This window comes from Streptomyces sp. AK02-01A, assembly GCF_033795305.1.
Taxonomy (GTDB): domain Bacteria; phylum Actinomycetota; class Actinomycetes; order Streptomycetales; family Streptomycetaceae; genus Streptomyces.
This window is the reverse complement of the sequence record NZ_JARBAE010000042.1, coordinates 38173-61094: the sequence shown is the minus strand read 5'-3', so window position 1 is coordinate 61094 and position 22922 is coordinate 38173. Positions and strand designations below refer to the sequence as shown.

21 protein-coding genes and 1 pseudogene are annotated in these 22922 nt (G+C 69.4%); 12 read left to right on the top strand and 10 right to left on the bottom strand.

The features are described 5' to 3' along the window. Window positions 1-124: 124 nt before the first annotated feature. The 5 genes from PV679_RS29210 to PV679_RS29185 all read left to right on the top strand — a co-directional run bounded on the left by PV679_RS29210 (window position 125) and on the right by PV679_RS29185 (window position 5165). Window positions 125-1579 (top strand): NCS2 family permease, encoded by a 1455-nt coding sequence (locus PV679_RS29210; protein WP_319683500.1) that lies wholly within the window; start codon window positions 125-127, stop codon window positions 1577-1579. Window positions 1580-1742: 163 nt separating this feature from the next. After that, entirely contained in the window at window positions 1743-2183 is a 441-nt protein-coding gene (locus PV679_RS29205; RefSeq protein WP_319683499.1) for a MarR family winged helix-turn-helix transcriptional regulator, read from the top strand. Window positions 2184-2212: 29 nt separating this feature from the next. Beyond that, the gene (locus PV679_RS29200; RefSeq protein WP_319683498.1) at window positions 2213-3550 is read left to right on the top strand and encodes an MFS transporter; all 1338 of its coding nucleotides are present in this window, start codon (window positions 2213-2215) and stop codon (window positions 3548-3550) included. Window positions 3551-3926: 376 nt separating this feature from the next. After that, entirely contained in the window at window positions 3927-4556 is a 630-nt protein-coding gene (gene thpR, locus PV679_RS29190) for an RNA 2',3'-cyclic phosphodiesterase (protein ID WP_319683496.1), read from the top strand. A gap of 222 nt (window positions 4557-4778) precedes the next feature. Next, the gene (locus tag PV679_RS29185; protein WP_319683494.1) at window positions 4779-5165 is read left to right on the top strand and encodes a nuclear transport factor 2 family protein; all 387 of its coding nucleotides are present in this window, start codon (window positions 4779-4781) and stop codon (window positions 5163-5165) included. A 232-nt stretch (window positions 5166-5397) separates the two neighbouring features. On the opposite strand, the gene PV679_RS29180 is transcribed toward PV679_RS29185, so the two are convergent. Further along, window positions 5398-6393, bottom strand: coding sequence for an aldo/keto reductase (locus PV679_RS29180; RefSeq protein WP_319683492.1), 996 nt, complete (start codon window positions 6391-6393; stop codon window positions 5398-5400). 250 nt (window positions 6394-6643) lie between these two features. Between PV679_RS29180 and PV679_RS29175 the strand changes: the two genes are divergently transcribed. Further along, on the top strand, window positions 6644-6958 hold the full coding sequence (locus PV679_RS29175; RefSeq protein ID WP_319683490.1) for a hypothetical protein: 315 nt from the start codon (window positions 6644-6646) through the stop codon (window positions 6956-6958). Between the two features lie 122 nt (window positions 6959-7080). On the opposite strand, the pseudogene PV679_RS29170 reads toward PV679_RS29175, so the two are convergent. Further along, window positions 7081-7242 (bottom strand): annotated as a pseudogene (locus PV679_RS29170) (prolyl aminopeptidase); the annotation flags it as partial. Window positions 7243-7301: 59 nt separating this feature from the next. Next, window positions 7302-7892 (bottom strand): GNAT family N-acetyltransferase, encoded by a 591-nt coding sequence (locus tag PV679_RS29165; RefSeq protein WP_319683489.1) that lies wholly within the window; start codon window positions 7890-7892, stop codon window positions 7302-7304. A 177-nt stretch (window positions 7893-8069) separates the two neighbouring features. Here PV679_RS29165 and PV679_RS29160 point away from each other — a divergent pair, with 177 nt between their 5' ends. Then, the gene (locus PV679_RS29160) at window positions 8070-9131 is read left to right on the top strand and encodes a WD40 repeat domain-containing protein (protein WP_319683488.1); all 1062 of its coding nucleotides are present in this window, start codon (window positions 8070-8072) and stop codon (window positions 9129-9131) included. Window positions 9132-9250: 119 nt separating this feature from the next. On the opposite strand, the gene serC is transcribed toward PV679_RS29160, so the two are convergent. The 6 genes from serC to PV679_RS29130 form a co-directional block, all read right to left on the bottom strand. After that, window positions 9251-10369, bottom strand: coding sequence for a phosphoserine transaminase (serC, locus tag PV679_RS29155; RefSeq protein ID WP_319683487.1), 1119 nt, complete (start codon window positions 10367-10369; stop codon window positions 9251-9253). Between the two features lie 261 nt (window positions 10370-10630). Further along, entirely contained in the window at window positions 10631-11992 is a 1362-nt protein-coding gene (locus PV679_RS29150; RefSeq protein WP_319683485.1) for a cytochrome P450, read from the bottom strand. Then, on the bottom strand, window positions 11989-12693 hold the full coding sequence (locus PV679_RS29145) for a GTP-binding protein (protein WP_416069828.1): 705 nt from the start codon (window positions 12691-12693) through the stop codon (window positions 11989-11991). Before PV679_RS29145 ends, PV679_RS29150 begins: the two co-directional genes overlap by 4 nt. Then, the gene (locus tag PV679_RS29140) at window positions 12674-13030 is read right to left on the bottom strand and encodes a DUF742 domain-containing protein (protein ID WP_319683483.1); all 357 of its coding nucleotides are present in this window, start codon (window positions 13028-13030) and stop codon (window positions 12674-12676) included. The genes PV679_RS29145 and PV679_RS29140 overlap by 20 nt, the downstream gene beginning before the upstream one ends. Further along, window positions 13027-13458 carry a roadblock/LC7 domain-containing protein gene (locus tag PV679_RS29135; RefSeq protein ID WP_319683481.1) on the bottom strand — a complete coding sequence of 144 codons (432 nt, stop codon included), beginning with the start codon at window positions 13456-13458 and terminating at the stop codon, window positions 13027-13029. Before PV679_RS29135 ends, PV679_RS29140 begins: the two co-directional genes overlap by 4 nt. Then, entirely contained in the window at window positions 13455-14855 is a 1401-nt protein-coding gene (locus tag PV679_RS29130; RefSeq protein ID WP_319683480.1) for an ATP-binding protein, read from the bottom strand. Before PV679_RS29130 ends, PV679_RS29135 begins: the two co-directional genes overlap by 4 nt. A gap of 250 nt (window positions 14856-15105) precedes the next feature. Here PV679_RS29130 and PV679_RS29125 point away from each other — a divergent pair, with 250 nt between their 5' ends. The 5 genes from PV679_RS29125 to PV679_RS29105 all read left to right on the top strand — a co-directional run bounded on the left by PV679_RS29125 (window position 15106) and on the right by PV679_RS29105 (window position 21192). Further along, complete coding sequence (locus tag PV679_RS29125) at window positions 15106-18006, top strand: FAD-binding and (Fe-S)-binding domain-containing protein (RefSeq protein ID WP_319683479.1); 2901 nt, start codon at window positions 15106-15108, stop codon at window positions 18004-18006. A gap of 265 nt (window positions 18007-18271) precedes the next feature. Beyond that, window positions 18272-18700, top strand: a complete 429-nt coding sequence (locus PV679_RS29120; protein ID WP_319683478.1) for a hypothetical protein — start codon at window positions 18272-18274, stop codon at window positions 18698-18700. A 311-nt stretch (window positions 18701-19011) separates the two neighbouring features. Further along, entirely contained in the window at window positions 19012-19779 is a 768-nt protein-coding gene (locus tag PV679_RS29115; protein ID WP_319683477.1) for a hypothetical protein, read from the top strand. 354 nt (window positions 19780-20133) lie between these two features. Continuing rightward, window positions 20134-20985: a Scr1 family TA system antitoxin-like transcriptional regulator gene (locus tag PV679_RS29110; protein WP_319683476.1), complete on the top strand. Its 852-nt coding sequence runs from the start codon at window positions 20134-20136 to the stop codon at window positions 20983-20985. A 12-nt stretch (window positions 20986-20997) separates the two neighbouring features. Beyond that, window positions 20998-21192: a DUF397 domain-containing protein gene (locus PV679_RS29105; RefSeq protein WP_319683475.1), complete on the top strand. Its 195-nt coding sequence runs from the start codon at window positions 20998-21000 to the stop codon at window positions 21190-21192. 187 nt (window positions 21193-21379) lie between these two features. Here PV679_RS29105 and PV679_RS29100 read toward each other — a convergent pair whose 3' ends face one another. Then, entirely contained in the window at window positions 21380-22885 is a 1506-nt protein-coding gene (locus PV679_RS29100) for a phosphoesterase (protein ID WP_319683473.1), read from the bottom strand. Between the last annotated feature and the right edge of the window lie 37 nt (window positions 22886-22922).

The window sequence follows — 22922 nt, the reverse complement described above, 5'->3', positions numbered from 1 at the left end:
AACGGTTTCCGACTGACTGGATTTGTTCGGCTGAACCTCTAAGTCTGACCGGATTTCTCGACCGTGCCGGCTTTCACCGGCCTTCGCCGGTTGCCCGCCTTTCGTACGACGACTGAGGTTCCGCATGCCCCGCTCGGCCACCGCTCCGGTCGACTCCTCCGCCCAGCCGCCGCATCCGCGGCAGCCGTCCGGCGGTCTGGACCGATTCTTCAAGATCTCGGAGCGCGGTTCCACGGTCGGCCGTGAGGTGCGCGGCGGATTCGCCACCTTCTTCGCGATGGCCTACATCATCGTGCTGAATCCGATCATCCTCGGCAGCGCGAAGGACATGTACGGCCACCAGCTCGACAGTGGCCAGCTCGTCACCGCGACCGTGCTGACCGCGGCCTTCTCCACACTGCTCATGGGCGTCATCGGCAATGTGCCGATCGCGCTGGCGGCCGGCCTCGGCGTGAACACCGTCGTCGCGCTCCAGCTCGCTCCCAGGATGAGCTGGCCGGACGCGATGGGCATGGTCGTACTCGCCGGTCTTGTGGTGATGCTGCTGGTCGCCACCGGTCTGCGGGAACGCGTGATGAACGCCGTGCCGGACGGGCTGCGCAAGGGCATCGCCATCGGTATCGGTCTCTTCATCATGCTGATCGGCCTGGTCGACTCCGGTTTCGTCTCGCGCATCCCGGACGCCGCCAGGACCACCGTGCCGCTCCAGCTCGGCGCCGGAGGCCATCTCGACGGCTGGCCCGTCCTGGTCTTCGTCCTCGGCGCGCTGCTCACACTCGCGCTGATCATCCGTAAGGTGCCGGGCGCGATCCTGATCTCCATCGTGGCGATGACGGTCCTGGCGTTGGTCATCGACGCGGTCGCGAAGGTGCCGAGCTGGGGTCTGACGACTCCGAAGTGGCCGGGCAGCCCGGTCGAGAGCCCGGACTTCGGCCTTCTCGGCCAGTTCAGTCTGTTCGGCGGCTTCGGCAAGGTCGGCGTCCTCACCGGCGTCCTCTTCGTCTTCACCGTCCTGCTGTCGTGCTTCTTCGACGCGATGGGCACCGTCCTCGGTGTCGGCGACGAGGCCGGGCTCATGGACGAGCGGGGAAGGCTCCCGGGGATCAACAGGGTCCTCTTCGCCGACGGCATCGCGGTCGCCGCCGGCGGCGCGACCTCCTCCTCCGCCGGTACCTGCTTCGTGGAGTCCACGGCCGGTGCCGGCGAAGGTGCCAGGACCGGACTGGCCTCCGTCGTGACGGGCGCGCTCTTCTCGGTGGCGCTGTTCCTCACACCGCTGGCGACGATGGTCCCGTCCCAGGCCGCGACGCCGGCCCTGCTGGCGGTCGGCTTCATGATCCTGGCCGGCTCGGTGCGGGACATCGACTGGAGCGACTACACCATCGCCGCTCCGGCGTTCCTGGCCATGGTGATGATGCCGTTCACGTACTCGATCACCAATGGCATCGGTATCGGCTTCATCGCCTTCAGCGTGCTGCGGCTGGCGGCCGGGCGGGGCCGCGAGGTGCCGGTGGCGATGTACGCGGTGTCGGCGGTCTTCGTCTTCTTCTACGCGATGCCGGCGCTGGGTCTCGCGTAGACCCTGCCGGGCCCTGCCGGTCCATGCGGTCCAGCGACGGGGCAGGTGGGGCCCGTTGGGTCACTTTCCGCAGTGGGCTCACTCGTACGAGTGATTAGTGTGCGGATACCTTGCGGGCCGTCCGGTTGGTATTTAGCTTGGGTAATGAGTTATGCTAACGAACATGCCTGACCTGTCCCACGGCGACGAGAACGACGCCGCCGTGAACGCACTTCGCTCCGCCGTCATGCGGCTGGGCCGGCGTCTGAAGCACCAGCGTGTTGACGAGTCGCTGAGCCCCACCGAGATGTCGGTGCTGGGCACGCTCGCGCGCTGTGGTTCCGCCACTCCGGGCGAGTTGGCCCGCAAGGAGCATGTCCAGCCGCCGTCGATGACTCGCATCGTCGCGCTGCTCGAAGCGAAGGGTCTCGTCAGGCTCGAGCCGCACCCCGACGACCGTCGGCAGAAGGTGGTCAGCCAGACAGAGGAGGCCGAGGCGATGCTCGAAGAGAGCCGCCGCAAGCGGAATGTCTGGCTGGCGACCCTCGCCGAGGGGCTGGACGATGACGAGTGGGCGAAGCTGCGCGCTGCCGCCCCCGTACTGGAAAAGCTCGCTCACTTGTAATCCGCGCGCTGTTAGGAGGCGAACCCACTTTGAGTACGGGATCCGGATCAGACTCCGCCCCCGCACCGATATCCACCCACGACAGCACCGCCGGCGGCGGGACATTCTCGTCGCTGAAGATCCGCAACTACCGGTTGTTCGCGACGGGAGCCGTCGTCTCCAACACCGGTACCTGGATGTCCCGGGTCACTCAGGACTGGCTGGTGCTCAGCCTCACCGGCTCATCGGCGGCCGTCGGTATCACGACGGCTCTTCAGTTTCTCCCGATGCTGCTCTTCGGTCTGTACGGCGGTGTCATCGCCGACCGCTATCCGAAACGGCAGTTGCTTCTCGTCACGCAGGCCGCACTCGGCCTGTGCGGAGTCGCTCTCGCTCTGCTGACCCTCTCCGGACATGTGCAGGTCTGGCATGTCTATCTGATCGCCTTCCTGCTCGGCATGGTCACAGTCGTCGACAACCCGACCCGCCAGTCCTTCGTCTCCGAAATGGTCGGCCCGGACCAGCTCCGTAACGCGGTCAGCCTCAACTCGGCGAACTTCCAGTCCGCGAGACTCATAGGCCCCGCCATCGCCGGTGTCCTCATCACCACCGTCGGCAGCGGCTGGGCCTTCATGCTGAACGGCCTGTCCTTTCTCGCTCCGCTGCTGGGTCTGCTCCTGATGCGCTCGCACGAGCTGCACGAGTCCACTCCCATACGCCGTGGAAAGGGCCAGCTCAGAGAAGGCCTGAACTACGTACGGGGCCGGCCCGAGCTGATCTGGCCGATCGTCCTCGTCGGATTCGTCGGGACCTTCGGCTTCAACTTCCCGATCTGGCTGACCGCGTTCGCGCATGAGGTCTACCACGGCGGAGCCGGGCTCTACGCCTTCTTCAACATCCTGATGGCGGCCGGTTCCCTGGCGGGCGCGCTGCTCGCCGCCAGACGCCGCTCCTCCCGGTTGCGGCTGCTGATCATCACGGCGATGGCCTTCGGTCTGCTGGAGATCATGGTCTCCTTGTCGCCGTCCGTCTGGCTGTTCTCGCTGCTGCTTCTGCCGATCGGCATGCTCGGCATGACGACGAACATCAGCGCGAACACGAGTGTCCAGATGGGTGCCGACCCGGCGATGCGGGGCCGGGTGATGAGCCTCTACATGATGGTCTTCGTCGGCGGCACGCCGTTCGGCGGTCCGTTCCTCGGCTGGGTCACCGACACCTACGGCGCCCGCGTCGGGTTCGCGGCGGGCGGCGCGGTCTCCTTGGTCGCGGCGGCGGTGATCGGCCTGATCCTGACCCGCGTGGTCGGCGTGCGCCTCAAGTTCGACCTGAGAGGCGGGCGTCCGCACATGGAGTTCGTACCGAAGGAGCAGCTCGCGACGGCTGCGTGAGGTGACTCCGCGACAGTGGTCCTGACCGGCGAGGCCGGTCGGGGCCACTGTTTTGCCGTACGTGTCGTCCAGGGCCGGGCGACGCGGCGGATGATCTCCCCATGCGTATCCCGTCGCGGCGACATGAAAATGTTCCCGCCGACGATCTCGGCCTTCACTCCCTCGGGGACGGACATCTCTTCGAGCAGCCTGAACATCCTGTCCGGAGTCAGCTCGTCGCTCTCGTCGCTCTCGTCGGCCATGTCGATCCTGTCGGTCTCCACGACGGTCATCGGTGGCGCTCCTCCCCGCCATCGCGGGGATGCGGCAGCCGCGCGGTACAACGATACGCACGGTGACCGGGTCACGCCGTTGTGCGGCTGGGAGACTCGTCGGCATGAGACTGTTCGCCGCTGTACTGCCGCCCGCCGGAGCCGTCGAGGAACTGGCCGGCGCCGTCGAGCGGCTCCGGGCGCTGCCCGGGGCCGACGGGCTCCGGTGGACCGGACAGGCCGGCTGGCACTTCACGCTCGCCTTCATGGGGGAGGTCGAGGACCGGCTGCTGCCCGCGCTGACCGAACGGCTGGAGCGGGCCGCGCGCCGCACCGAGCCTTTCGCGCTGCGGATCCATGGCGGCGGGCACTTCGGCGACCGCGCGCTGTGGGCCGGCGCGGCGGGAGGGCTCGACGGGCTTCGGCTCCTCGCGGCACGCTCCGACGCCGCCGCGCGCCGGGCCGGAGTGCCGATGGACGAGCACCGCCGCTACCATCCGCATCTCACGCTCGCGCGTGGTCGAGGAGGCACCGAGGCGGCTCCGTTCGCCAAGGCGCTGGACGGCTTCGACGGGACTCGGTGGGAGGTGGCCGAGCTGGTACTCGTACGGAGCCGGCTGCCGGTCGGCGGCGTGTCCGGTGAGCAGCCGCGGTACGAGGCGGTCTCGCGTTGGCCGCTGGGCCCTGTCGGACAGGGCCCAGGGAAGGGCCGCCGGGACGACCCGGCCGACGGGCCGGGCGGCTCCGGCGGTTAACCTCGACGTGTGGACCCGAAAACCCGGAACCGGATCATGGCCGGTGTTCTTGTGCTGATGTTCGTGATCGTCGCGGTCGCGGCCGCGGTCGGCTGACGGCCCGGCGGGCCCGGGCCCCGGCCCGTCCGGCCCTGAAGGACTCGGCCGACGGGCGATACCCGGGAGATACTTTTCGACAGACACGTATCGTTGGGACGCGCTGCCGAAAGGCCGGGCCGGGCTATGGACTCGTACGACGAAAGTTACGCGCTCGGCAGGGCCTTCCACGAGGCGCTGGCGGCGGGCGACTGGGACTTGATCCGGTCCTTGCTGCACGACGAGGCGGTATGGGTCCTGCCGGGCGACAACGCGGTCTCCGGTGAGGCGCGGGGCGCGGACGCGGTGGTCGAACGGGCGCGGACGATCGCCGGTTACGGACTGGATTTCGGGCTGCTGCACATCTTGGTGAGCAGGGACAACATGGCGCTGTCGCTGCACAACACCGCGCGGCGGGAGGATCGCGTGCTGGACGAGTACGTGATCACGGTGTGTGCCGTGCACGAGGGCAAGATCTCGGACATCGAGACCTATCTCTCCGACGTGGCGATGATGGACGCCTTCTTCGTCTGAGCACCGCCTCCGTACGTCCAAGGACGGCCTCCGTACGTCCAAGGACGGCCTCCGTACGTCCAAGGACGGCCTCCGTACGTCCAAGGACGGCCTCCGTACGTCCAAGGACGGCCGGACGAAGACGGATAGGGACGGCCGGACGCGGCCGGAGCCGCGCTCGGACCGTCCTCCTCGTACGTGAGCCGGCCGACCGGCCGGCTCACGCTCGTCTTCAGGCCTGCCAGGCGAAGACCTACCAGGCGAAGGCCTCCGGCGAGGGACCGGGGCCCGGGAAGATCTCGTCCAGCGAGGACAGGACCTCCTCCGACAGCTCCACATCCACCGCCCTGATGGCGGACTCCAACTGCTCGATCGTCCGCGGGCCGACGATCGGGCCGGTCACTCCGGGACGGGTGAGCAGCCAGGCCAGAGCGGCCTCGCCCGGCTCGATGCCGTGCTTGTCGAGCAGATCCTCGTACGACTGGATCTGTGCCCGGATCTTCGTGTTGGCGAGCCCGCTGCCCGAGCGGCCCTCGCTCGTGCGGGCGCCGCCGCCCTCGCGCTCCTTGCGGATCGCGCCGCCCAGCAGACCGCCGCTCAGCGGCGACCAGGGGATGACACCGAGGCCGTACTCCTGCGCGGCCGGGATGACCTCCATCTCGGCGCGGCGCTCGGCGAGGTTGTACAGGCACTGCTCGCTGACCAGGCCGTACGAGCCGAGGCGGCGGGCGGTCTCATTGGTCTGGGCGATCTTCCAGCCCGGGAAGTTGGACGATCCCGCGTAGAGGATCTTGCCCTGCTGGATCAGGGTGTCGATGGCCTGCCAGATCTCCTCGACCGGCGTGACACGGTCGATGTGGTGGAACTGGTAGAGATCGATGTGGTCGGTCTGCAGCCGCTTGAGGCTGGCGTCCACCGCGCGGCGGATGTTGAGGGCGGAGAGCTTGTCGTGGTTGGGCCACGCGTCGCCGTCCGCTGCCATGTTGCCGTAGACCTTGGTGGCGAGGACGACCTTGTCCCGGCGGTCGCCGCCCTTGGCGAACCAGGTGCCGAGGATCTCCTCGGTGCGGCCCTTGTTCTCGCCCCAGCCGTAGACATTGGCGGTGTCGAAGAAATTGACTCCCGCGTCGAGGGCGGAGTCCATGATGGTGTGACTGTCGGCCTCATTGGTGAGAGGCCCGAAGTTCATCGTCCCGAGGACGAGTCGGCTGACCTTGAGTCCGGTGCGTCCGAGCTGCGTGTACTTCATGACTCCACAGCCAACGCGTTCGAGCGCACTCGAAGCAAGTCCGGGTCCGCCCTGTGGGCGTCGGCCGGCGGTGCGAATAGCGTGAAATGCCCGTTCGGCGCAAGAGATCACTACTGGACGCTGAAGTGGTACTTCCTGTGGTTTCCGGCCAAGTTGTCCGGACCGCGCATGATGATGCCGATCTGTGATCATGCAGTTCCTGTGAGTGACTGGACATGTCTTGTGTCCGGCTTCTATCAGGAGGTTCACCATGCGCTCCATACGCACGTTCACCGCTCTCGCCGCGGCGCTCGCCCTCGCGGCGGGTGGTCAGCTCACCGCGGCCGCACCGGCTTCGGCCGCCGCCCCGCTGAGCTGCGACCAGCCAAGTGACGTGACGGACAACGGCGGCCACCGAGGAGTGGCCATCACCTGTCGCGGCGACTCGTTCACGGGCTGGGTCAGATGCCAGAAGGGCGAGCTGACCTACAAGCAGTACGGCAACCGCGCTCTGTCCGGCGGCTTGTCGACCACGTGGTGCGATCAGGACGGCGTCCCGGTCGCCGCGGGTGGCGACCCGGCCTGAGATCCGGAGCGCCGGGCTCCGCTGTCCGCCGGAGGCTGTCTCGCAGCCGACCTGCGGCAGCCACGTCCGTCTGGGGACGGACGTGTCCGGCCGGCGCGGGCGGGCTGACGGCCGGCGGGCCGTCAGCCCGCGAACGCGTCGAGAGCCGCGCGCACTTCGCGTCTCTCGGTGCGACTGCCCTTGTGGCCCGCGTCCTCGACGACGATCAGCCGGGCGTCCGGCCAGGCGCGCGCCAGCTCCCACGCCGTGCCCAGTGTGGAGCCCAGATCGAACCGGGCGGATACAGCGGGTCCTCGTCCATGGCGGCGCTTCCCGGAGTTCGGCTGCGAGTCGTCGGCCGACCCTACCGATCCAACGGCGCGGCGCCGCACGGTTTTTCGAGGACGCGGGCTCGCCGGATGTGCAGATGACCGGCCACGGGGAACGGCGGCCGGGCGGCGAGGGTCTCCGCGTACTCGTAGCCCGTCTTCTCGGCGACTCGGCAGGAGGCGGGGTTGTCGATCTGATGCAGCAGCCGCAGCTCGCCGAGACCGCCGCCCCCGACAGCGTTGAAGGCCCAGACCGAGACCGCCTCCAGGGCGCGCGGAGCAACTCCCCGGCCGCGGGCGGCGGCCGCCGTCCAGTAGCCGACCTCGGCGGTGCGGCCGGCGGGATCGGACGCTTTGACCACGATGTTGGCGACCAGGCTGCCGCCGGCGGCCGGTATCTCCTCGTACACGGCGAAGCTGAGTCGTGTGCCGTCCGCCCAGCCCTCGGACTGGATTCTCAGCCATCTGACGGCGTCCTCGTGGTGGGAGACGGGGATACGTGTCCACCGTTGGATGACGGGGTCGCGGTACACCTCGATCAGCGGCTCGATGTCGCGTTCCTCCCAGGGACGCAGAACCATCGCGGGAGTGGTCGCCGTGGCATCCACACGGAGGAGGACGGTCATATGCGGCTCATATTCCTCTCGGTGCCCGTACGTGTCGCGGCGGAAGGCCATGGAAGCGCCGCCGGACGGAAAACGTGTCCGGTCATCCTCGCCGATCACCGCCGCGACCGTGACGTGAGTCGTGACGTGAGTGGGGACATGGGGATGCGGAGGCGGCCGGGATGGCAGGCTGGGGGCATGCGTTCGCTTCCGTCCCGTCCCGGCCTGCGTCTTTCCGGTGCCGTCGCCGCTGCCGCCGTCGGCGCCGTGCTGCTGATCCCGTCCGCGTCGGCGTACGCGTCCGCCTCCGCCGTGTCGTCCCGCGCCGCCTCGGCGGCCGGTGACGGCTCGCCCGACCAGAGCTTCACCATCGAGGATCCGCGGATCACCGAGTCCAGCGGACTCGCCGCCAGCCGCGCCCATCCCGGTATCTACTGGACCCACAACGACAGCGACGACGGGCCGTACATCTACGCCGTCGACTCCAGGACCGGCGAGACGGTCGCGACGATCACCTTGCGGGGCATCGGCGATCCACGGGACGTGGAGGCCATCTCCATCGGCCCGGACGGAGACGTCTATGTCGGCGACATCGGCGACAACCTGGGCGGTAGCTGGGACCACGTGTGGATCTACCGGTTCCCGGAGCCCAAGCGGCTCAAGGACGCGACGGTGAACGCGACGCAATTCACGGTCAGGTACGCCGACGGGCCGCGCGACGCCGAGGCGATGATGGTCGATCCCACGACCGGGCGGGTCTACATCGCCTCGAAGAACGAGAACGGCGGCGGGCTGTACGAGGGTCCGGCCCGGCTCAGCTCCTCCGGGACGAACACCTTCCGGCGGATCGGCGAGGTGCCCTGGGTGACGGACGGAGCGTTCTCGCCGGACGGCAGGGAACTGCTGCTGCGCTCGTACTTCAGCGCGCGCGCGTATGTGTGGAAGAACGGCCGGATCGGCGCGGACCACTCGGTACGCGCTCCGTTCCAGGGACAGGCCGAGTCGGTGACCTACACGGCCGACGGCAAGGCGCTGATGTTCGGCTCCGAGGGCACGGAGAGCGGAGTGGTGCGGGTGGACCTGGGCAAGGACACCGACGGCGGCTCGTCCTCGAAGAAGGGCGGTTCCTCGTCCGGCGGAGGCGGCGGAGACACGGGCGCGGGCGCCGGACGGCCCGGGAACACCACGCTCGGTGCGGTCCTTCTGGCGGGCGTGGCCGCGCTGTTCTTCGGTATCAGGCGGATGCGCCGGAAGAACTGAAGCGGCCGGGACCGGCCGCGACACGGCGGACCCCGGCGCGATGTGCGCCGGGGTCCGCGAGTGTAAACGTGACTCCGTCAGTGGTGCACGGGGCGTGGAGCCGGGGAACCGTACGGCGGTCAGAGACGCTCGATCACATAGTCGACGCACGCCGTCAGCGCGGCCACGTCCGCCGGGTCGATCGCCGGGAACATCGCCACGCGGAGCTGGTTGCGGCCCAGCTTGCGGTAGGGCTCCGTGTCGACGATGCCGTTGGCGCGCAGCGCCTTGGCGACGGCCGTCGCGTCGACCTCGTCCGCGAAGTCGATGGTGCCGATGACCTGCGAGCGCTTCGCCGGGTCGATGACGAACGGCGTCGCGTACTTGGACGCCTCGGCCCAGCCGTACAGCGTCCGCGCGGAGGTGGCCGTGCGGCGGACCGACCAGTCCAGGCCGCCCTGCGAGTTGAGCCAGTCGAGCTGCTCGTTCAGCAGGAAGAGCGTGGCCAGCGCCGGTGTGTTGTACGTCTGGTTCTTCAGCGAGTTGTCGATCGCGGTCGGCAGCGAGAAGAACTCCGGGACATGGCGCCCGGAGCCGTGCACACGCGCGGCACGCTCCAGCGCGGCCGGCGAGAAGACACCGATCCACAGGCCGCCGTCGGAGGCGAAGGATTTCTGCGGAGCGAAGTAGTAGACGTCCGTCTCGGTGATGTCGACGGGCAGGCCGCCCGCGCCGGAGGTCGCGTCGACCAGGACGAGTGCGCCCTCGTCGGCGCCCGCGATCCGGTTGACCGGAGCCGCGACACCCGTGGAGGTCTCGTTGTGGGTGAGGGCGTAGACATCGACGCCCGCCTCCGCCTCCGGGTCCGGATGCGAGCCGGGGTCGGCGGAGATGACGGTCGGCTCGGCCAGCCACGGTGCGAGCTTGGACGCCTTCGCGAACTTGGACGAGAACTCGCCGAAGGACAGGTGCTGGGACTTGTTCTCGATCAGTCCGTGCGTCGCGATGTCCCAGAAGGCGGTGGAGCCGCCGTTGCCCAGGATCACCTCATAGCCTTCGGGCAGCGCGAAGAGGTTCCGTACTCCGTCGCGCACCGCGCCGACCAGGTTCTTTACCGGCGCCTGGCGGTGAGATGTGCCGAGGAGCGATGCACCGGTGGCGGCCAGCGCGTCCACCGCCTCCGTCCGCACCTTGGAGGGGCCTGCGCCGAAACGGCCGTCGGCGGGCTTGATGTCAGCGGGAATCTGAATGTCGGCCACGGGCCCGGAGCCTAGTCCCTCCCGCCGCACGGTCGGCAACAGTGTCCGTCGGATGAGACACACACTCCGGTCCGTGGGACGGCTCCGCGCGGACCGCCGACGGGCGCGCGGGACCGCCGGACGCGGGCCGCGTGCTGCCGCCCGGCGCGGCCGGTCGCGCCGGAGGACACGACCGGAGCTTCACTCGCAGGGAGTACGGCGCGGACCGGCCGCGCCGTACTTACGGGTCCGCGGAGTCCGCCGGATTCGCGAGCGGACAGGTCATCCCGTGCCTTCGGAAGCGGGTCCGACGGCGGGAGCGGGAGTGAACCGGACCGGCAGCTCCGAGAGCCCGCGCAGCCACGGCGACGGCCGCGGGGACAGCGCCTCGGCGGGCACGGAGAGGTCGATGTCGGGGAGCCGGTCGAGCAGCACCTCGATGGCCGTACGCGCGACGACCTCGGCGATCTCCTGGGCGGGAAACGGACAGCGGTGCTCGCCGTGGCCGAAGGAGAAGAAGGCGTTGTTCCCACCGGTGAGCGCCGAGCCGTCGGTACGGACCTGCGGGTCGCGGTTGGCGGCGGCCAGACCGAGGAGGAGCAGGTCGCCGGCCTTGATGTGGCGGTTGCCGAGACGCGTGTCGCGGGCGGCCCAGCGGCCGGCGACGTTCTGAGTGGGTGTGTCCTCCCAGAGGACCTCGTTCATGGCCTGGGCGACGCTGTGCCGGCCGCCGGACAGGGACGCGGCGAACCGGTCGTCGGTCAGCATCAGCCACAGCGAGTTCCCGATCCAGTCGGCGGTCGGCCGGTGGCCCGCGGCCATCATCACCACCAGGTCCTGAGCGATCTCCTCGTCCGTGAAGCCGCTGGTGTCGTCGAGCATCCGGGAGGCGACATCCGGTCCGGGACCGGCGGGCTCCTCGGCGTGCCGCTCGGCGTGCTTTTCCACGAGGAGCGCCGCCATCGACTCGGTGAGACGGCGCCGGCCTGCCAGGGCCCGCTCGCGGCCGTCGATCATGTCGTTCAGCGCGGAGACCAGTTCCGGGCCCTGCTCGTCCGGAAAGCCGTAGATCTTCGCGAGGACACGTACCGGGAGCAGCATCGCGTACCGGGCGATGATGTCCGTACCGCCGTCGGCGCAGAAGCCGTCGATCAGCTCGTCGGCGATCTGCTCCGCGTACTGCCTGAGGGCGAAGGGATCGGCCGCCTCCAGCGCGTCACTGATCATCGCGGCGCGCTCGCGGTGCCGTTCGCCGACGGTGTGGAGGATCGAGGGCTGCTCGCGGCCGATCATCGGCAGCAGCGGCCAGTCGGCCGGGAGGCGGTCCCACTGGTTCCACAGCCCGGAGTCGCGGCTGAAGAGCACCGGGTCACTGGTGACCTGGTGCAGCTCGCGGTAGCCGAGGACCAGCCAGGCCGGGACATCGCCTTCGAGGACGACGGGAGCTATCGCGCCGTGGTCGCGCCTCATCTCCCGGTAGAGCTGGGCGGGTTCGGTCTGGAAGCGGGGTCCGCCGAGCGGGGCCGCGCCGGAGACGCCGTGCGCGGGACAGCCGGGTGGCGGGGCGGGCGTGGCGGCCGGTTCCGGCTCGTGGGCCGGTGAGTCGGCCGGTGCGGTCGGCGGCGGTGTGGTCGGCGTGGTCACGGTGCGGTCTCCGGGGTCGTGTCCGCGGCCGGGCCGGCCGCTCTCAGGTCCGCCTCTCTGCTCGCGGACAGGGTGTGCAGATGCTCGACCAGTGTGATCAGTACGTACTTGCTGGACGAGCGGTCCCGTGCGTCGCACTCCACCAGCGGCACGTCCGGCGCCAGGTCGAGCGCCTCCCGGATCTGCTCCTCGGTGTGGACGGGACCGCCGAAGTCGTTGCAGGCCACGATGAAGGGCGTGCCGTGGTGCTCCAGGCGGTCGATGGCGTACCAGGAGTCCGAGAGCCGTCGGGTGTCGACGAGTACGACCGCGCCGAGCGTCCCTGAGAAGAGGCGGTCCCAGAGGAACCAGAAACGTTCCTGCCCGGGAGCGCCGAAGAGATAGAGCACCGAGCGTTCGTCCAGGGAGATCCGGCCGAAGTCGAAGGCGACGGTGGTCGAGCCCTTGGTGCGGAGTCCGTCGAGACCGCCGAGTTCGTCGATGCCCTCGCCCGCGCGGGTCATCGTCTCCTCGGTGTTCAGCGGACGGATCTCGCTGACGGACCGGACCATGGTCGTCTTGCCGACACCGAATCCGCCGACGATGACGATCTTCAGGCCGTTGTCCGCGGTGCCGGCCAGGGCCGGCCGGTCTCCGGAGGCGGCGGTGGTCCCGTCGGGTCCGGTGGGACCGGTGGGCCGTTCAGAGGTTACGGAGTCCAACGAGCACCTGCTCCAGGATGTCGGGATCGGGAAGTCTGTGGGTCGCGCGGGCCGGCCGGGGATGGCGGGCGCTGATCCGGCCGGTGCCGAGCAGATCGGAGAGCATGATCCGGACGATGCCGCCGGGCAGACCGAGTTCGGCCGCTATCTCCACGACGGCCGTCGGTCGCCGGCACATCCGCAGGATCGCCACGTGTTCCGACTGCATGCCCGGCGCCGGATCGCTCTCCGCGACCACCAGCGTCACCAGGTCGAAGAGGCCCGGGTCGGACCGGCTGCGCCCTCCGGTGAGGGTGTACAGCCGGTCGGGAGAGTCGTCCCGGCCCGGCCGGCTCATACCCGTACGCCGCCGTGGTCCTGGGCGGTGGTGCGCGGCGGCGAGGTGAGGTGTTCTCCGAGCTGCTCGACGAGTTCGCTCATGTTGTGGCCGACGAGGCCGACATCGGAGTCCTCGGTGGCGACGACGGCGAGATGAGCGCCGTCCCCGGCCTCGACGATCAGCAGGACACCGCCGTAGAACTCGGTCATGGCGGACCGCACGCCGCCCGCGCCGTCGCCGAACTCGACGGACGCGCCGTGCGACAGGCTCTGGATACCGGCCGCGATGGCGGCGAGTTGATCGGCCTGGTCGACGGAGAGCTCGGGCGTACGGGACAGCTTGAGGCCGTCCCGGGACAGGACGAGTGCGTGGCGTGTGCCGGGCGTGCGCTGGAGCAGGTTCTCCAGCAGCCAGTTCAGCTTCTCGTTGGTGGAGGTGCCGGTCATCGGGGACTGCCTTCCGGGTGAGGGGGGATCGCCGGGTGCGGTGGGACGCGTCGTACGGCCTTGCGGAAGCTGCTGAACCGGGCTGCCGGCGTGACAACGGCCGCTGTGGCGGGCTTCGGAGCCGTGGAGCCGGTGGATCGCGTGGACTCAGCGGCGCCGCGTGAGCGCGGTGTGGACTCGCCGGTGCGGAGCAGCGCGGCGGCGAGGGTGCGGCCGCGGCGGCGCTTGGGCAGGCCGCTCTCGCCGAGCTCGGCGGAGGCGGAGGCGGAGGCGGAGGCCGGTTCAGGAGCCGGTTCGGGAGCCGCCGCGGCGGCCGGACCAGGAGCCGGTGCGGGCTCCCGCGCCGTGCCGGACTCCGGAGCGGGAGCCGGTGTCCGTACGGCCGGCGGCGCCGTGCGCACCTCCGTGACCAGCCCGTGCGGCAGCATCATCACCACTCCCGTACCACCTCGCGCGGACGGCCGGAAAGAGACCGTCAGCCCGTGCTTACGGGCCAGCCGGCCGACGACCGCGAGCCCGAGCCGGGTGCCGGACAGACCGCTGAGATCCGACTGCTCCGTGGAGACGGCGCGCTCGGCGCGGCGGAGCTGGACCTCGCTCATCACCAGTCCGCTGTCCTCGACGGTGATGACGACTCCGGCCGGCACCTCTTCCACATACACATGGACCTCGGCGGTCGGCGGCGAGAAGTTGGCGGCGTTGTCGAGCAGCTCGGCGAGAGCGTGCATGACGCCCTCGGCGGCGTGGCCCGCGATGGCCACCTCGCTCGTCGAGTGCAGCCGCACCCGCTGGTAGCCGCTGATCCGGCCCATCGCGCCGCGCAGGATGGATTCCATGACGATGGGCCTCGCCCAGCGCCGCCCGGAGCGCGCGCCGGTCAGCACGGCGATGGAGTCGGCGAGGCGGCCGGCCTGAGCGGTGCGGTGGTCGAGATGCAGCAGATCGCCGAGGACCTCTTCGTCCGTGTGCCGGTGTTCCATCTCGCGCAGGTCGGCGAGCATGCTCGTGGCGAGGGCCTGCATACGTCCCGCCGCGTTGGCGCAGGCGGAGACGGCGGCCGCGCGGTCGCTCTCGCTGCGGGCGGCGTCGGCCGCCACGCGCCGCGCGTCCGCGACGGTACGCCGGACGTCTTCCGTGGCCCGGCCGGCCTTGGCGGCGAGCTGGTCGAGGCGCGCCGTGAGGACGGCGTTCCGCTCGCGGAGCTGTCTGCCGGCCCACAGAGCGTGGGCGGCGACGGTGACGGCGGCGGTCAGCAGTACGGCGCTCGCGCCCGCGCCCCAGCCCAGCGCGGTCCGTGCCGAGGCGGGTGCGGCGGACACCGCCCAGACGCAGAGAAGGCCGCTGATGGCAGCCGATATCAGCAGGGCCGGTGCGGTCGACCGGAGTGAGGGGCGCAAATCGGCAACCTTGTACACAGGGAGACGGAAGACGGGGTCGGGCGTCGGGACTGCTGTCGGAACAGACGCTCAGGCAGATGCGGGACGGCCCCTGAGACGCGCGGATCTGTTGAATCCTGCTCAAACGGTGGCCACTATATGAGAATTGACGATCAGTTTGGGAGTTTCCTGTTCGCTTTCTTCTGTGTGTGAGGTGTGGCGACCATGGAAGATACGGGAGGCCCCGCCGCGTCGGAGGCATCCTGGGCTTATGGCTGAGCGGGAGACGAAGGCAGCGGCAACAGCGCTCGCGACGGCGCTGAAGGCGGCGGTGCGCGGTGAGGTGGACTTCGGCGCGGCGGCGCGGGCGCTGACGACCATGGACGCGTCCAACTACCGGCGGGTGCCGGTCGGCGTGGTCGCACCGCGCGACGCGGCGGATGTGGCGGCGGCGATGGCGGTCTGCCGGGAACACGGCGTGCCCGTGCTGCCACGCGGCGCCGGGACCTCGATCGCCGGCCAGGCCACCGGCGTCGGTGTGGTGCTCGACCTCACACGCCATCTGCGGTCCGTGCTGTCGGTCGACGCGCGGGCGCGTACGGCGGTCGTCCAGCCCGGCGTCGTACTGGACGATCTGCGGGACGCCGTACGGCCGCACGGCCTGACCTTCGGGCCCGATCCGTCCACACACAACCGCTGCACGCTCGGCGGCATGATCGGCAACAACTCCTGCGGCGCGCACTCGGTGGCGTGGGGCACGACCGCCGACAATGTCCGCGAGCTGTCGGTCACCACCTACGGCGGCGCCGCACTCCGCCTCGGCCAGGGCTGGGACGGCGCGCCGGCCGGACTGCGCGAGCTGGTCGGCCGCGATCTCGCGCTGCTGCGCACCGGCTTTCCCGCCGGACTGCCCCGGCGGATCTCCGGATACGCGCTGGACGCGCTGCTTCCCGAGGCCGGTACGGATCTCGCCCGCGCCTTCTGCGGCAGCGAGGGCACGCTGGGTGTGGTCACCGAGGCGACCGTCCGGCTCGTCGAGTCACCACCGGCGCGGGCGCTCGCCGTCCTCGGCTATCCGGACGAGAGCGCCGCCGCGGAAGCCGCGGCCGGTCTGCTGTCGTACGGTCCGCTGACGGTCGAGGGAATGGCCGAGGATCTGGTGCCGGCCGGACACCGGCTGCCGCGCGGTGGCGCCTGGCTGTTCGTGGAGACCGGTGGTGCCTCTTCCGCCGAGGCGCGGGCCGCCGCCGAGCGGATCGTCCGGGCGGCCGACGCACTGGACGGCACGGTCGTCGCCGATCCGGCCGGACAGCGCGCGCTGTGGCGGGTACGGGAGGACGCGGCCGGTACCGCCACCCGGATGCCGGACGGCAGCGAGGCCTGGCCCGGCTGGGAGGACTGCGCGGTGCCACCGGCCAGGCTCGGTGCCTATCTGCGCGACTTCCGCGCGCTGCTGGCCCAGCACGAGCTGCGCGGCACGCCGTACGGACACTTCGGGGACGGCTGCATCCATGTGCGTATCGACTTCGATCTGCTGAGCGAGGCCGGTGTGCGGCGCTTCCGGCGCTTCTCGGAGGAGACCGCCGAACTCGTCGTCGCGCACGGCGGCTCGCTGTCCGGCGAGCACGGCGACGGACTGGCGCGCGCGGAGCTGCTGCCGAAGATGTACGGAGACGAACTGGTCGCGCTGTTCGGCCGGTTCAAGGACCTGTGGGATCCGGCGGGCGGGATGAATCCGGGCGCGCTGGCCCGGCCGGCCCGCCTGGACGAGAACCTGCGCTTCGCCGTACTGCCGCGCGAACGGGTCGATGTCGCCTTCGGCTATCCGCACGACGGGCCGGCCGGCGGAGACTTCTCCGCGGCCGTACGCCGGTGTGTCGGCGTCGCCAAGTGCCGTGTCGCCGGGCCCGGTTCGGGAGCGGACGTGATGTGTCCTTCGTACCGCGCGACGGGCGAGGAACAGCACTCCACGCGTGGACGCGCACGGCTGCTGCACGAAATGCTCGCGGGCGAGATCGTGACGGACGGCTGGCGTTCGGCGGAGGTGAAGGACGCGCTGGACCTGTGTCTGTCCTGCAAGGGCTGCCGCGGTGACTGCCCGGTGGGCGTGGACATGGCCACATACAAGGCGGAGTTCCTGCACCACCACTACGCGGGACGGCTGCGGCCGGCGGAGCACTACGCGATGGGATGGCTGCCGGTGTGGCTGCGGGCGGCGGCGCCGTTCGCCGGAGTGCTGAACGCGGCGGCGCGGCTGAAGCCGTCGGCGGCGCTCGCCAAGCGGCTGGCGGGCATCGCTCCGGAGCGTACGATCCCGCGGCTGGCTCCGGAGACTTTCGGACAGTGGCTGCGACGGCACCTGGGAAACCGGACGGGTGTCTTCCAGCAGGGCCGCTCGGCCGTCCTGTGGCCCGACACCTTCACGGAGCATCTCTCGCCGTCGGTGGGACAGGCGGCGGTACGGGTGATGGAGGCGGCCGGTATCGGCATCGTGGCGCCGCCGGCCGGCCGGGCCGGCCGGCTCTGCTGCGGGCTGACGTATGTCTCCACGGGCCAGCTCGACCGGGCGCGTACGGTCATGCGCCGGACGCTGGACCGGATGGAACCGCTGCTGGACCTGGGCCTGCCGGTCGTCGTCCTGGAACCGAGCTGCGCGGCGGCGCTCACCACCGACCTGCCGGAACTGCTCGGCGACGACCCGCGCGCGGCGCGCCTGGCCGCGTCCGTACGGACCTTCGCCCAGACCCTGGAGGAGTGCGCGCCGGACTGGCGGCCGCCGCGCCTCGACCGTCCGGTGGCCGGCCAGACACACTGCCATCAGCACGCCGTCCTGGGCGACGCGGCCGACCGCCGGCTGCGTGAACGTGCGGGACTGACCGGCGAGTTGAGCGGCGGCTGCTGCGGCCTCGCGGGCAACTTCGGCTTCGAACGCGGCCATTACGACGTATCGGTGGCCTGCGCTGAGGACCAGCTTCTGCCGTCGGTGCGCGCGGCGGTGCGCGGACCGGTGCCCGCCGAGCTGTTGGCGGACGGCTTCTCCTGCCGTACGCAACTGGACCAGCTCGGTGGCCACCGGGCCCGGCATCTGGCGGAGGTACTCGCGGAAGGGCTGACGGATGGGCCGGAGGAAGAGCCGGCGGATGGGCCGGCGGGGCGGCGCGAAAAGCACTGAATCCGGCGGCCGGCCGGTGACGCCGGCCCGGTCCGACGAGAGACCACATAATCTGCCCACCGCCGAGAACCGCCCAAACCTCGATTTCATTCTTTTCCGATCCTCCGCCTCAGGAATAGGAAGAAATTTCTGGTTATGTTGGTTATGTCTCCTTTTGTATTTCGCTGTGGAGCCGCGCCGCGCCGGGCCGATAAAAGCTGTTGTCGTCTCGCGTTCTGATCGTTATGATAATTTCGCGATTTCCTACCACAGCTAGGGGATAATCATGGGTTTCCTGCGCAAAATCGTCACCGCCGCGGTTTCTTTGCCGCTGGCCGCCACCGCTGTCATCGCAATGGCTCCCCAGGCGAGCGCCGCCTCCGGTCCCGCTTGTGGTGGTAACTGTCTTGTCTTCACCTACAACAGCAATATCGCGGGCTCGCGGACTTATTTCTGGGGCAGCGATGTGCCCGATCTGGCGTCGTACACCTTCCTGACCTCGGGTGCCGGTCAGGGGCAGGCGCTCAAGAACAACGCGGCCGCCGCGCTGAATGATTCTCCGGACCCGTCGACCATCTTCTTCAACAGCAATTATGGCGGATCCTGTGACACTCTCGGCTGGTACACGATAGCCGACCAGTTGCACAACACGTACAACAACAACGCGTCCTTCAGGCTCGGCTACAGCAATTCGAAGTGCTACCAGTTCAACTGACAGACAAGCCGCGGCCATGCCGAATCGACATTGTCGTGCAGGCATGGCCGCGCGCGTCCCTATTCTCGCGTGGTAGGCACTGGAGCAGCACACAGGTGAAACAGCACAGAATCCCGGCCGTCCCGCGGCGACGCCGGTGGCCGCTCGCGGTGTACGCGCTCGCTCTGGTCGCCCTCGCGGGCTGCACCGCCGAGTCAGATGTCCGCGCCGCCACCACCGCCACCGGCGAAGCCAGGCCAGAAGCGTCCACCGGCGAAGCCAGGCCAGAAGCGTCCACCGGCGCGGCCTCGCCGGCGGAGTCCGGCGGCGCGGTGGACTACACATTCCGTCTTCCCATCGCGAAATATTCCTACTCCGACGCGCAGAGCGCCGCGATCGCGGCCGCCGAGAATGTGCTGACGGAGCGATGCCTGCGGAAGTACGGCATAGAGTTCCGGGTCCCTCCGGTGCCGCAGCGGACCGGAATATCCGATCGGCGGTACGGGCTGTCGAGCGCCGCCGACGCGGCCCAATACGGCTACCATCTGCCGCCGGACCTTCCGCCGTACAATCCCACGCAGGGTCTCGCCGCCGAAGAAGCCGCCGTAATGAACGGTGCACCGGGCGGTCCCACGGCCGGTAAAACTCTCACCTATCGCGGAATGAAAGTCCCCGCAGGCGGCTGCCGATGGGAAGCCGCTCGCTCACTCGCGGCAGGACATGAGGACAGAAAAGCGGCCGCGGTGGCGGGCAACATCGCCAATGAAAGCTATCAGGTGTCCATCAAGGACAAGAGAGTCCAGGATGTCACACGCGAGTGGTCGGCCTGTATGAAGAGTCGCGGCTTCACTTACTCAAGCCCCATGACCGCGCTGGGCGACTCGAAATTCCTTGAGCAAGAGATGGCCGACCACGAGACCGCCACCGCCGAGGCGGACATCCGGTGCAAGAAGGAATCGGACCTGCTGAACGTCTGGTTCTCCGTCGAGTCGGAGATCCAGAAAGCGATGATCGCCAAACAGTCGAAAACACTGGACAGGCTGAGCGACCTTCATCTGGCGAAAGTGGCCGCGGCCCGGAAAATCACGGCCGGTCATTAATCACGGCCGGTCATTGGAGACACCGCCGATCGCGAGACCTGTCCTTTCCGCTCCTTTCCGCCTCTCGCCTGTCCGGGGCCGTCGAAGGCTGGTCTCGCCGGTTGTGCCGCACACGATCCCGGCCCGTACAGGCTCTTCGCCGATCGCTCCCGTCCCGGAGCCACACCGGCGCCGCTTCCGGCCGGGCCCGGACACAGGACCGCGCGCCGGGCGGCCGAGGCGCCGGACGCCGCGCCGAACCGGGCCGCTGTATGCAATCGCCGCGCCAACTCTCCGTCCTCGGCCGGCGTATCGCGGTCCGAACTCGCGCCACCGCCGCGCGCGCCACACTGAGACCCGACAGAAGGAGACGCGATGCCACCGAGGAAGGCGCCCACGGCGCGGCAGCGCCGATTGGGCGCTGAGCTACGCAAGATGCGGGAGCATGCCGGCTTCGCGCTCGCGGAGGCCGCGGCGTTGCTCGGCACGGACCGCACCACTGTCAGCAATACCGAATCCGGGCGGTTCGGTGTGAGCGGCGGACGGGTACGCGCCTGGGCCGACCAGTACGCGTGCGCCGACACGGCCTATGTCGACGCGCTGGTCCGGATGGCCGAGGAACGCGGCAGCGGATGGTGGGAGGAATTCCGTGGCGACCTCTCCAGCGGCGCGCTCGACCTCGCCGAACTGGAGCATCACGCCGTCGCGATCCGGGCGGTGCAGATCATGCATATGCCTGGTCTGCTCCAGACCGAGGATTACGCGCGCGCCGTCTTCGCCGAAGCCGTACCGCCGCCGAACGCCGCGTATCTGCGGCGGCTGCTCGCCCACCGGCTGAAGCGCCGCGAGGTACTCGACCGGCCGGATCCGCCCGCCTGCACATTCCTGATCCATGAGGCCGCGCTGCGGATGGAGTACGGCGGCCGAGACGTGGCCCGTGGACAACTCAACCATCTTGTACGGGAGTCGGACCGAGACGGTGTGACGGTCCGGGTCATCCCGTTCGCGGCGGGCGGTTTCCCGAACGCCAGCAGTTCGACACATTATGTCTACGGACCCGTGCCGCAGCTTGACACAGCACAGATGGAGACTGCGAACGGGTCAGCGCTCCTGGATGCTGAAACGCGCCTCATGAACTATCGGGCAGTGCTGGACCGCACCGAAGAACGGTCTCTTGATCCGCGGAGTTCACGAGACTTCATTCATGAAATCGCCCAACAAGTATGAAGGCGTGGGAAAATGGAAATTCAGTGGCGGAAGTCCTCCCGGTCCTCGGACTCCGACGGCAGTAACTGTCTGGAGCTTGCGGAGCAGGGGGGCGAGATCCTGATACGCGAGAGCGACAACCCGGATGTGATCATCCGTACGACCCGGGTCAAACTGCGCGCCTTCCTCGGTGGTGCGAAGCAAGGCGAGTTCGACGATCTGGCCTGAGTCGCCTCGCTCGCTTCGGGCGGTCCCGTCGGCGCGGGACGGGGCCGCCACGGGCGCCGCCACACGGCTGGTGGCCGTGTGACGCGCTCAGTGGCATCCGTTCAGTCGTTCTGAGAAACGCTCAACGTCTTGGGCGCTGCTGTCCGACTCCGGACAGGGCGACCGGACAGGGCCTGGCGGACAGCCCCTAGCGGACGTGGACGAAAACGGGGTTCGAGTAGAACCACAGGTCGTCCCAGGGGCTCTCCAGGCCGTCGGCGAGCGGCTCGGCCTCGTCGGTGTTCGTGCCGCGCACGCGGGCGTAGAGGTCACCCTCCACATCGCGCAGGGTGTGCCGGATGACGTACTCGTTCTTCTGCTTGTGCCAGTCGCGCGGGCCGAACCGCGCCACCACCTTCGTGGTCGGGTTGGTGTCGCTGTCGAGGTTCGCGCTCGGGCCGGTGATCTGGCCGACGATCAGGTCGACGCGGCGCACCTGCGGACGGTCGCCGTTGGCGTTCTTGCCCTCCAGCGGCTTGAACCGGATCTCGATCTCGACGTCGGTACGGTTGCGACGGCTCACGGTCAGCGTCTCGCCGACGGCGGCGTCGTGGCCCTGGTTGCTCGCCGTGAGGTCGAGGCTGGTGATCAGATCGCCGGTCCCGACCCAGATCCGCCCGTTGCGCAGCCCGTCCATGATGTCGGCGTAGTCCTGCCTGGCATGCACATACGTCTTGCTGTACTCGCCCGGCCAGAAGTCGGAGCCGCCACGCGTCCAGTGGACGTGTGAGTCCGAGGTCGCGGTGATCCACCAGCGCCGGCCCTCGCCGAGCAGCGAGTCCCAGAGCCCGCCGACGCGAGCCGTCATCTGGTCGAAGCCGCCGTGGGTCGGGTAGTTGCCGTATCCGCCACGGTCGCCACCGTTGAGCGGGCCCGCCTGATGGCCGGGAGCACCTTCGAAACCGACGTAGATCTCCGGCGCCGCATTGTTGCCGTTGCGGAACTCCCGGGGAGTGTCCTGCCCGTAGACGCCGAGACCGGGCGCCGACCGCGAGGCGTGGTGGGCGATCACCAGCGGCTTCTGCCGCATGTCCTTCGCCGCCTTCAGGAACTCGATCATCTTGGCCTCGGTGTCGCGGCCGGGATCGGCGGGGAAGGGGTCGTTCTTGGCGAAGCGCCTCTCCAGCTCATAGAGCTGCTGCGCCTCGTCACGGTGGTGCGGAATCATCAGTGTGTGATGGTCCAGAGCCGGAGCGTCGAACTCCATGCCCCAGAACTGGAGGACCTCGGGCACGAGCGTGCGCGAGCGCAGGAGGTCGGGATATGCCTGCTCAAGGTTCACCTTGGAGTGCGTCGGCCCGCCGTGGTCCGTGCACATCGCCCAGGTGAGGCCGAAGTTCTTGGCCATGATCGCGTTGGTGACGATCGGATAGACGGCGTCGCCGCCCTTCTGGAACGTCGGCGGGTTCGTCGACGTGTCGAACGAGCCGCTGTACTCCGAGTGCACGTGGTGGTCACCGGCACGCCACACGCGGTTGCGGGACTCGCCCGGCTTCGCCTGCTTGCGGTCGTCCTCGTCGTGGGCCCACGCCGTGCCGCCGCCCACCAGCGGGCTCGCCGCGGCCAGCGTCGCGCCCACACCCGCGTACTTGACCAGCCGGCGCCGCGAGATCGCCGACTGCTCAGGATCTTCGCTCGTCTTGTCCTTCTTCACGGTGAAGCCTCTCTGCCAACTGCTGACCGGGGGGTGA

Bases quoted from the DNA above. Each gene is read 5' to 3' on its own strand.
- PV679_RS29160 (WP_319683488.1), top strand. From the start codon at position 8,070: ATGCGTTCGCTTCCGTCCCGTCCCGGCCTGCGTCTTTCCGGTGCCGTC.
- PV679_RS29140 (WP_319683483.1), bottom strand. From the start codon at position 13,030: ATGAGCCGGCCGGGCCGGGACGACTCTCCCGACCGGCTGTACACCCTC.
- PV679_RS29165 (WP_319683489.1), bottom strand. From the start codon at position 7,892: ATGACCGTCCTCCTCCGTGTGGATGCCACGGCGACCACTCCCGCGATG.
- PV679_RS29205 (WP_319683499.1), top strand. From the start codon at position 1,743: ATGCCTGACCTGTCCCACGGCGACGAGAACGACGCCGCCGTGAACGCA.
- PV679_RS29135 (WP_319683481.1), bottom strand. From the start codon at position 13,458: ATGACCGGCACCTCCACCAACGAGAAGCTGAACTGGCTGCTGGAGAAC.
- PV679_RS29120 (WP_319683478.1), top strand. From the start codon at position 18,272: ATGGGTTTCCTGCGCAAAATCGTCACCGCCGCGGTTTCTTTGCCGCTG.
- thpR (WP_319683496.1), top strand. From the start codon at position 3,927: ATGAGACTGTTCGCCGCTGTACTGCCGCCCGCCGGAGCCGTCGAGGAA.
- PV679_RS29180 (WP_319683492.1), bottom strand. From the start codon at position 6,393: ATGAAGTACACGCAGCTCGGACGCACCGGACTCAAGGTCAGCCGACTC.
- PV679_RS29210 (WP_319683500.1), top strand. From the start codon at position 125: ATGCCCCGCTCGGCCACCGCTCCGGTCGACTCCTCCGCCCAGCCGCCG.
- PV679_RS29110 (WP_319683476.1), top strand. From the start codon at position 20,134: ATGCCACCGAGGAAGGCGCCCACGGCGCGGCAGCGCCGATTGGGCGCT.
- PV679_RS29175 (WP_319683490.1), top strand. From the start codon at position 6,644: ATGCGCTCCATACGCACGTTCACCGCTCTCGCCGCGGCGCTCGCCCTC.
- PV679_RS29125 (WP_319683479.1), top strand. From the start codon at position 15,106: ATGGCTGAGCGGGAGACGAAGGCAGCGGCAACAGCGCTCGCGACGGCG.
- PV679_RS29105 (WP_319683475.1), top strand. From the start codon at position 20,998: ATGGAAATTCAGTGGCGGAAGTCCTCCCGGTCCTCGGACTCCGACGGC.
- PV679_RS29185 (WP_319683494.1), top strand. From the start codon at position 4,779: ATGGACTCGTACGACGAAAGTTACGCGCTCGGCAGGGCCTTCCACGAG.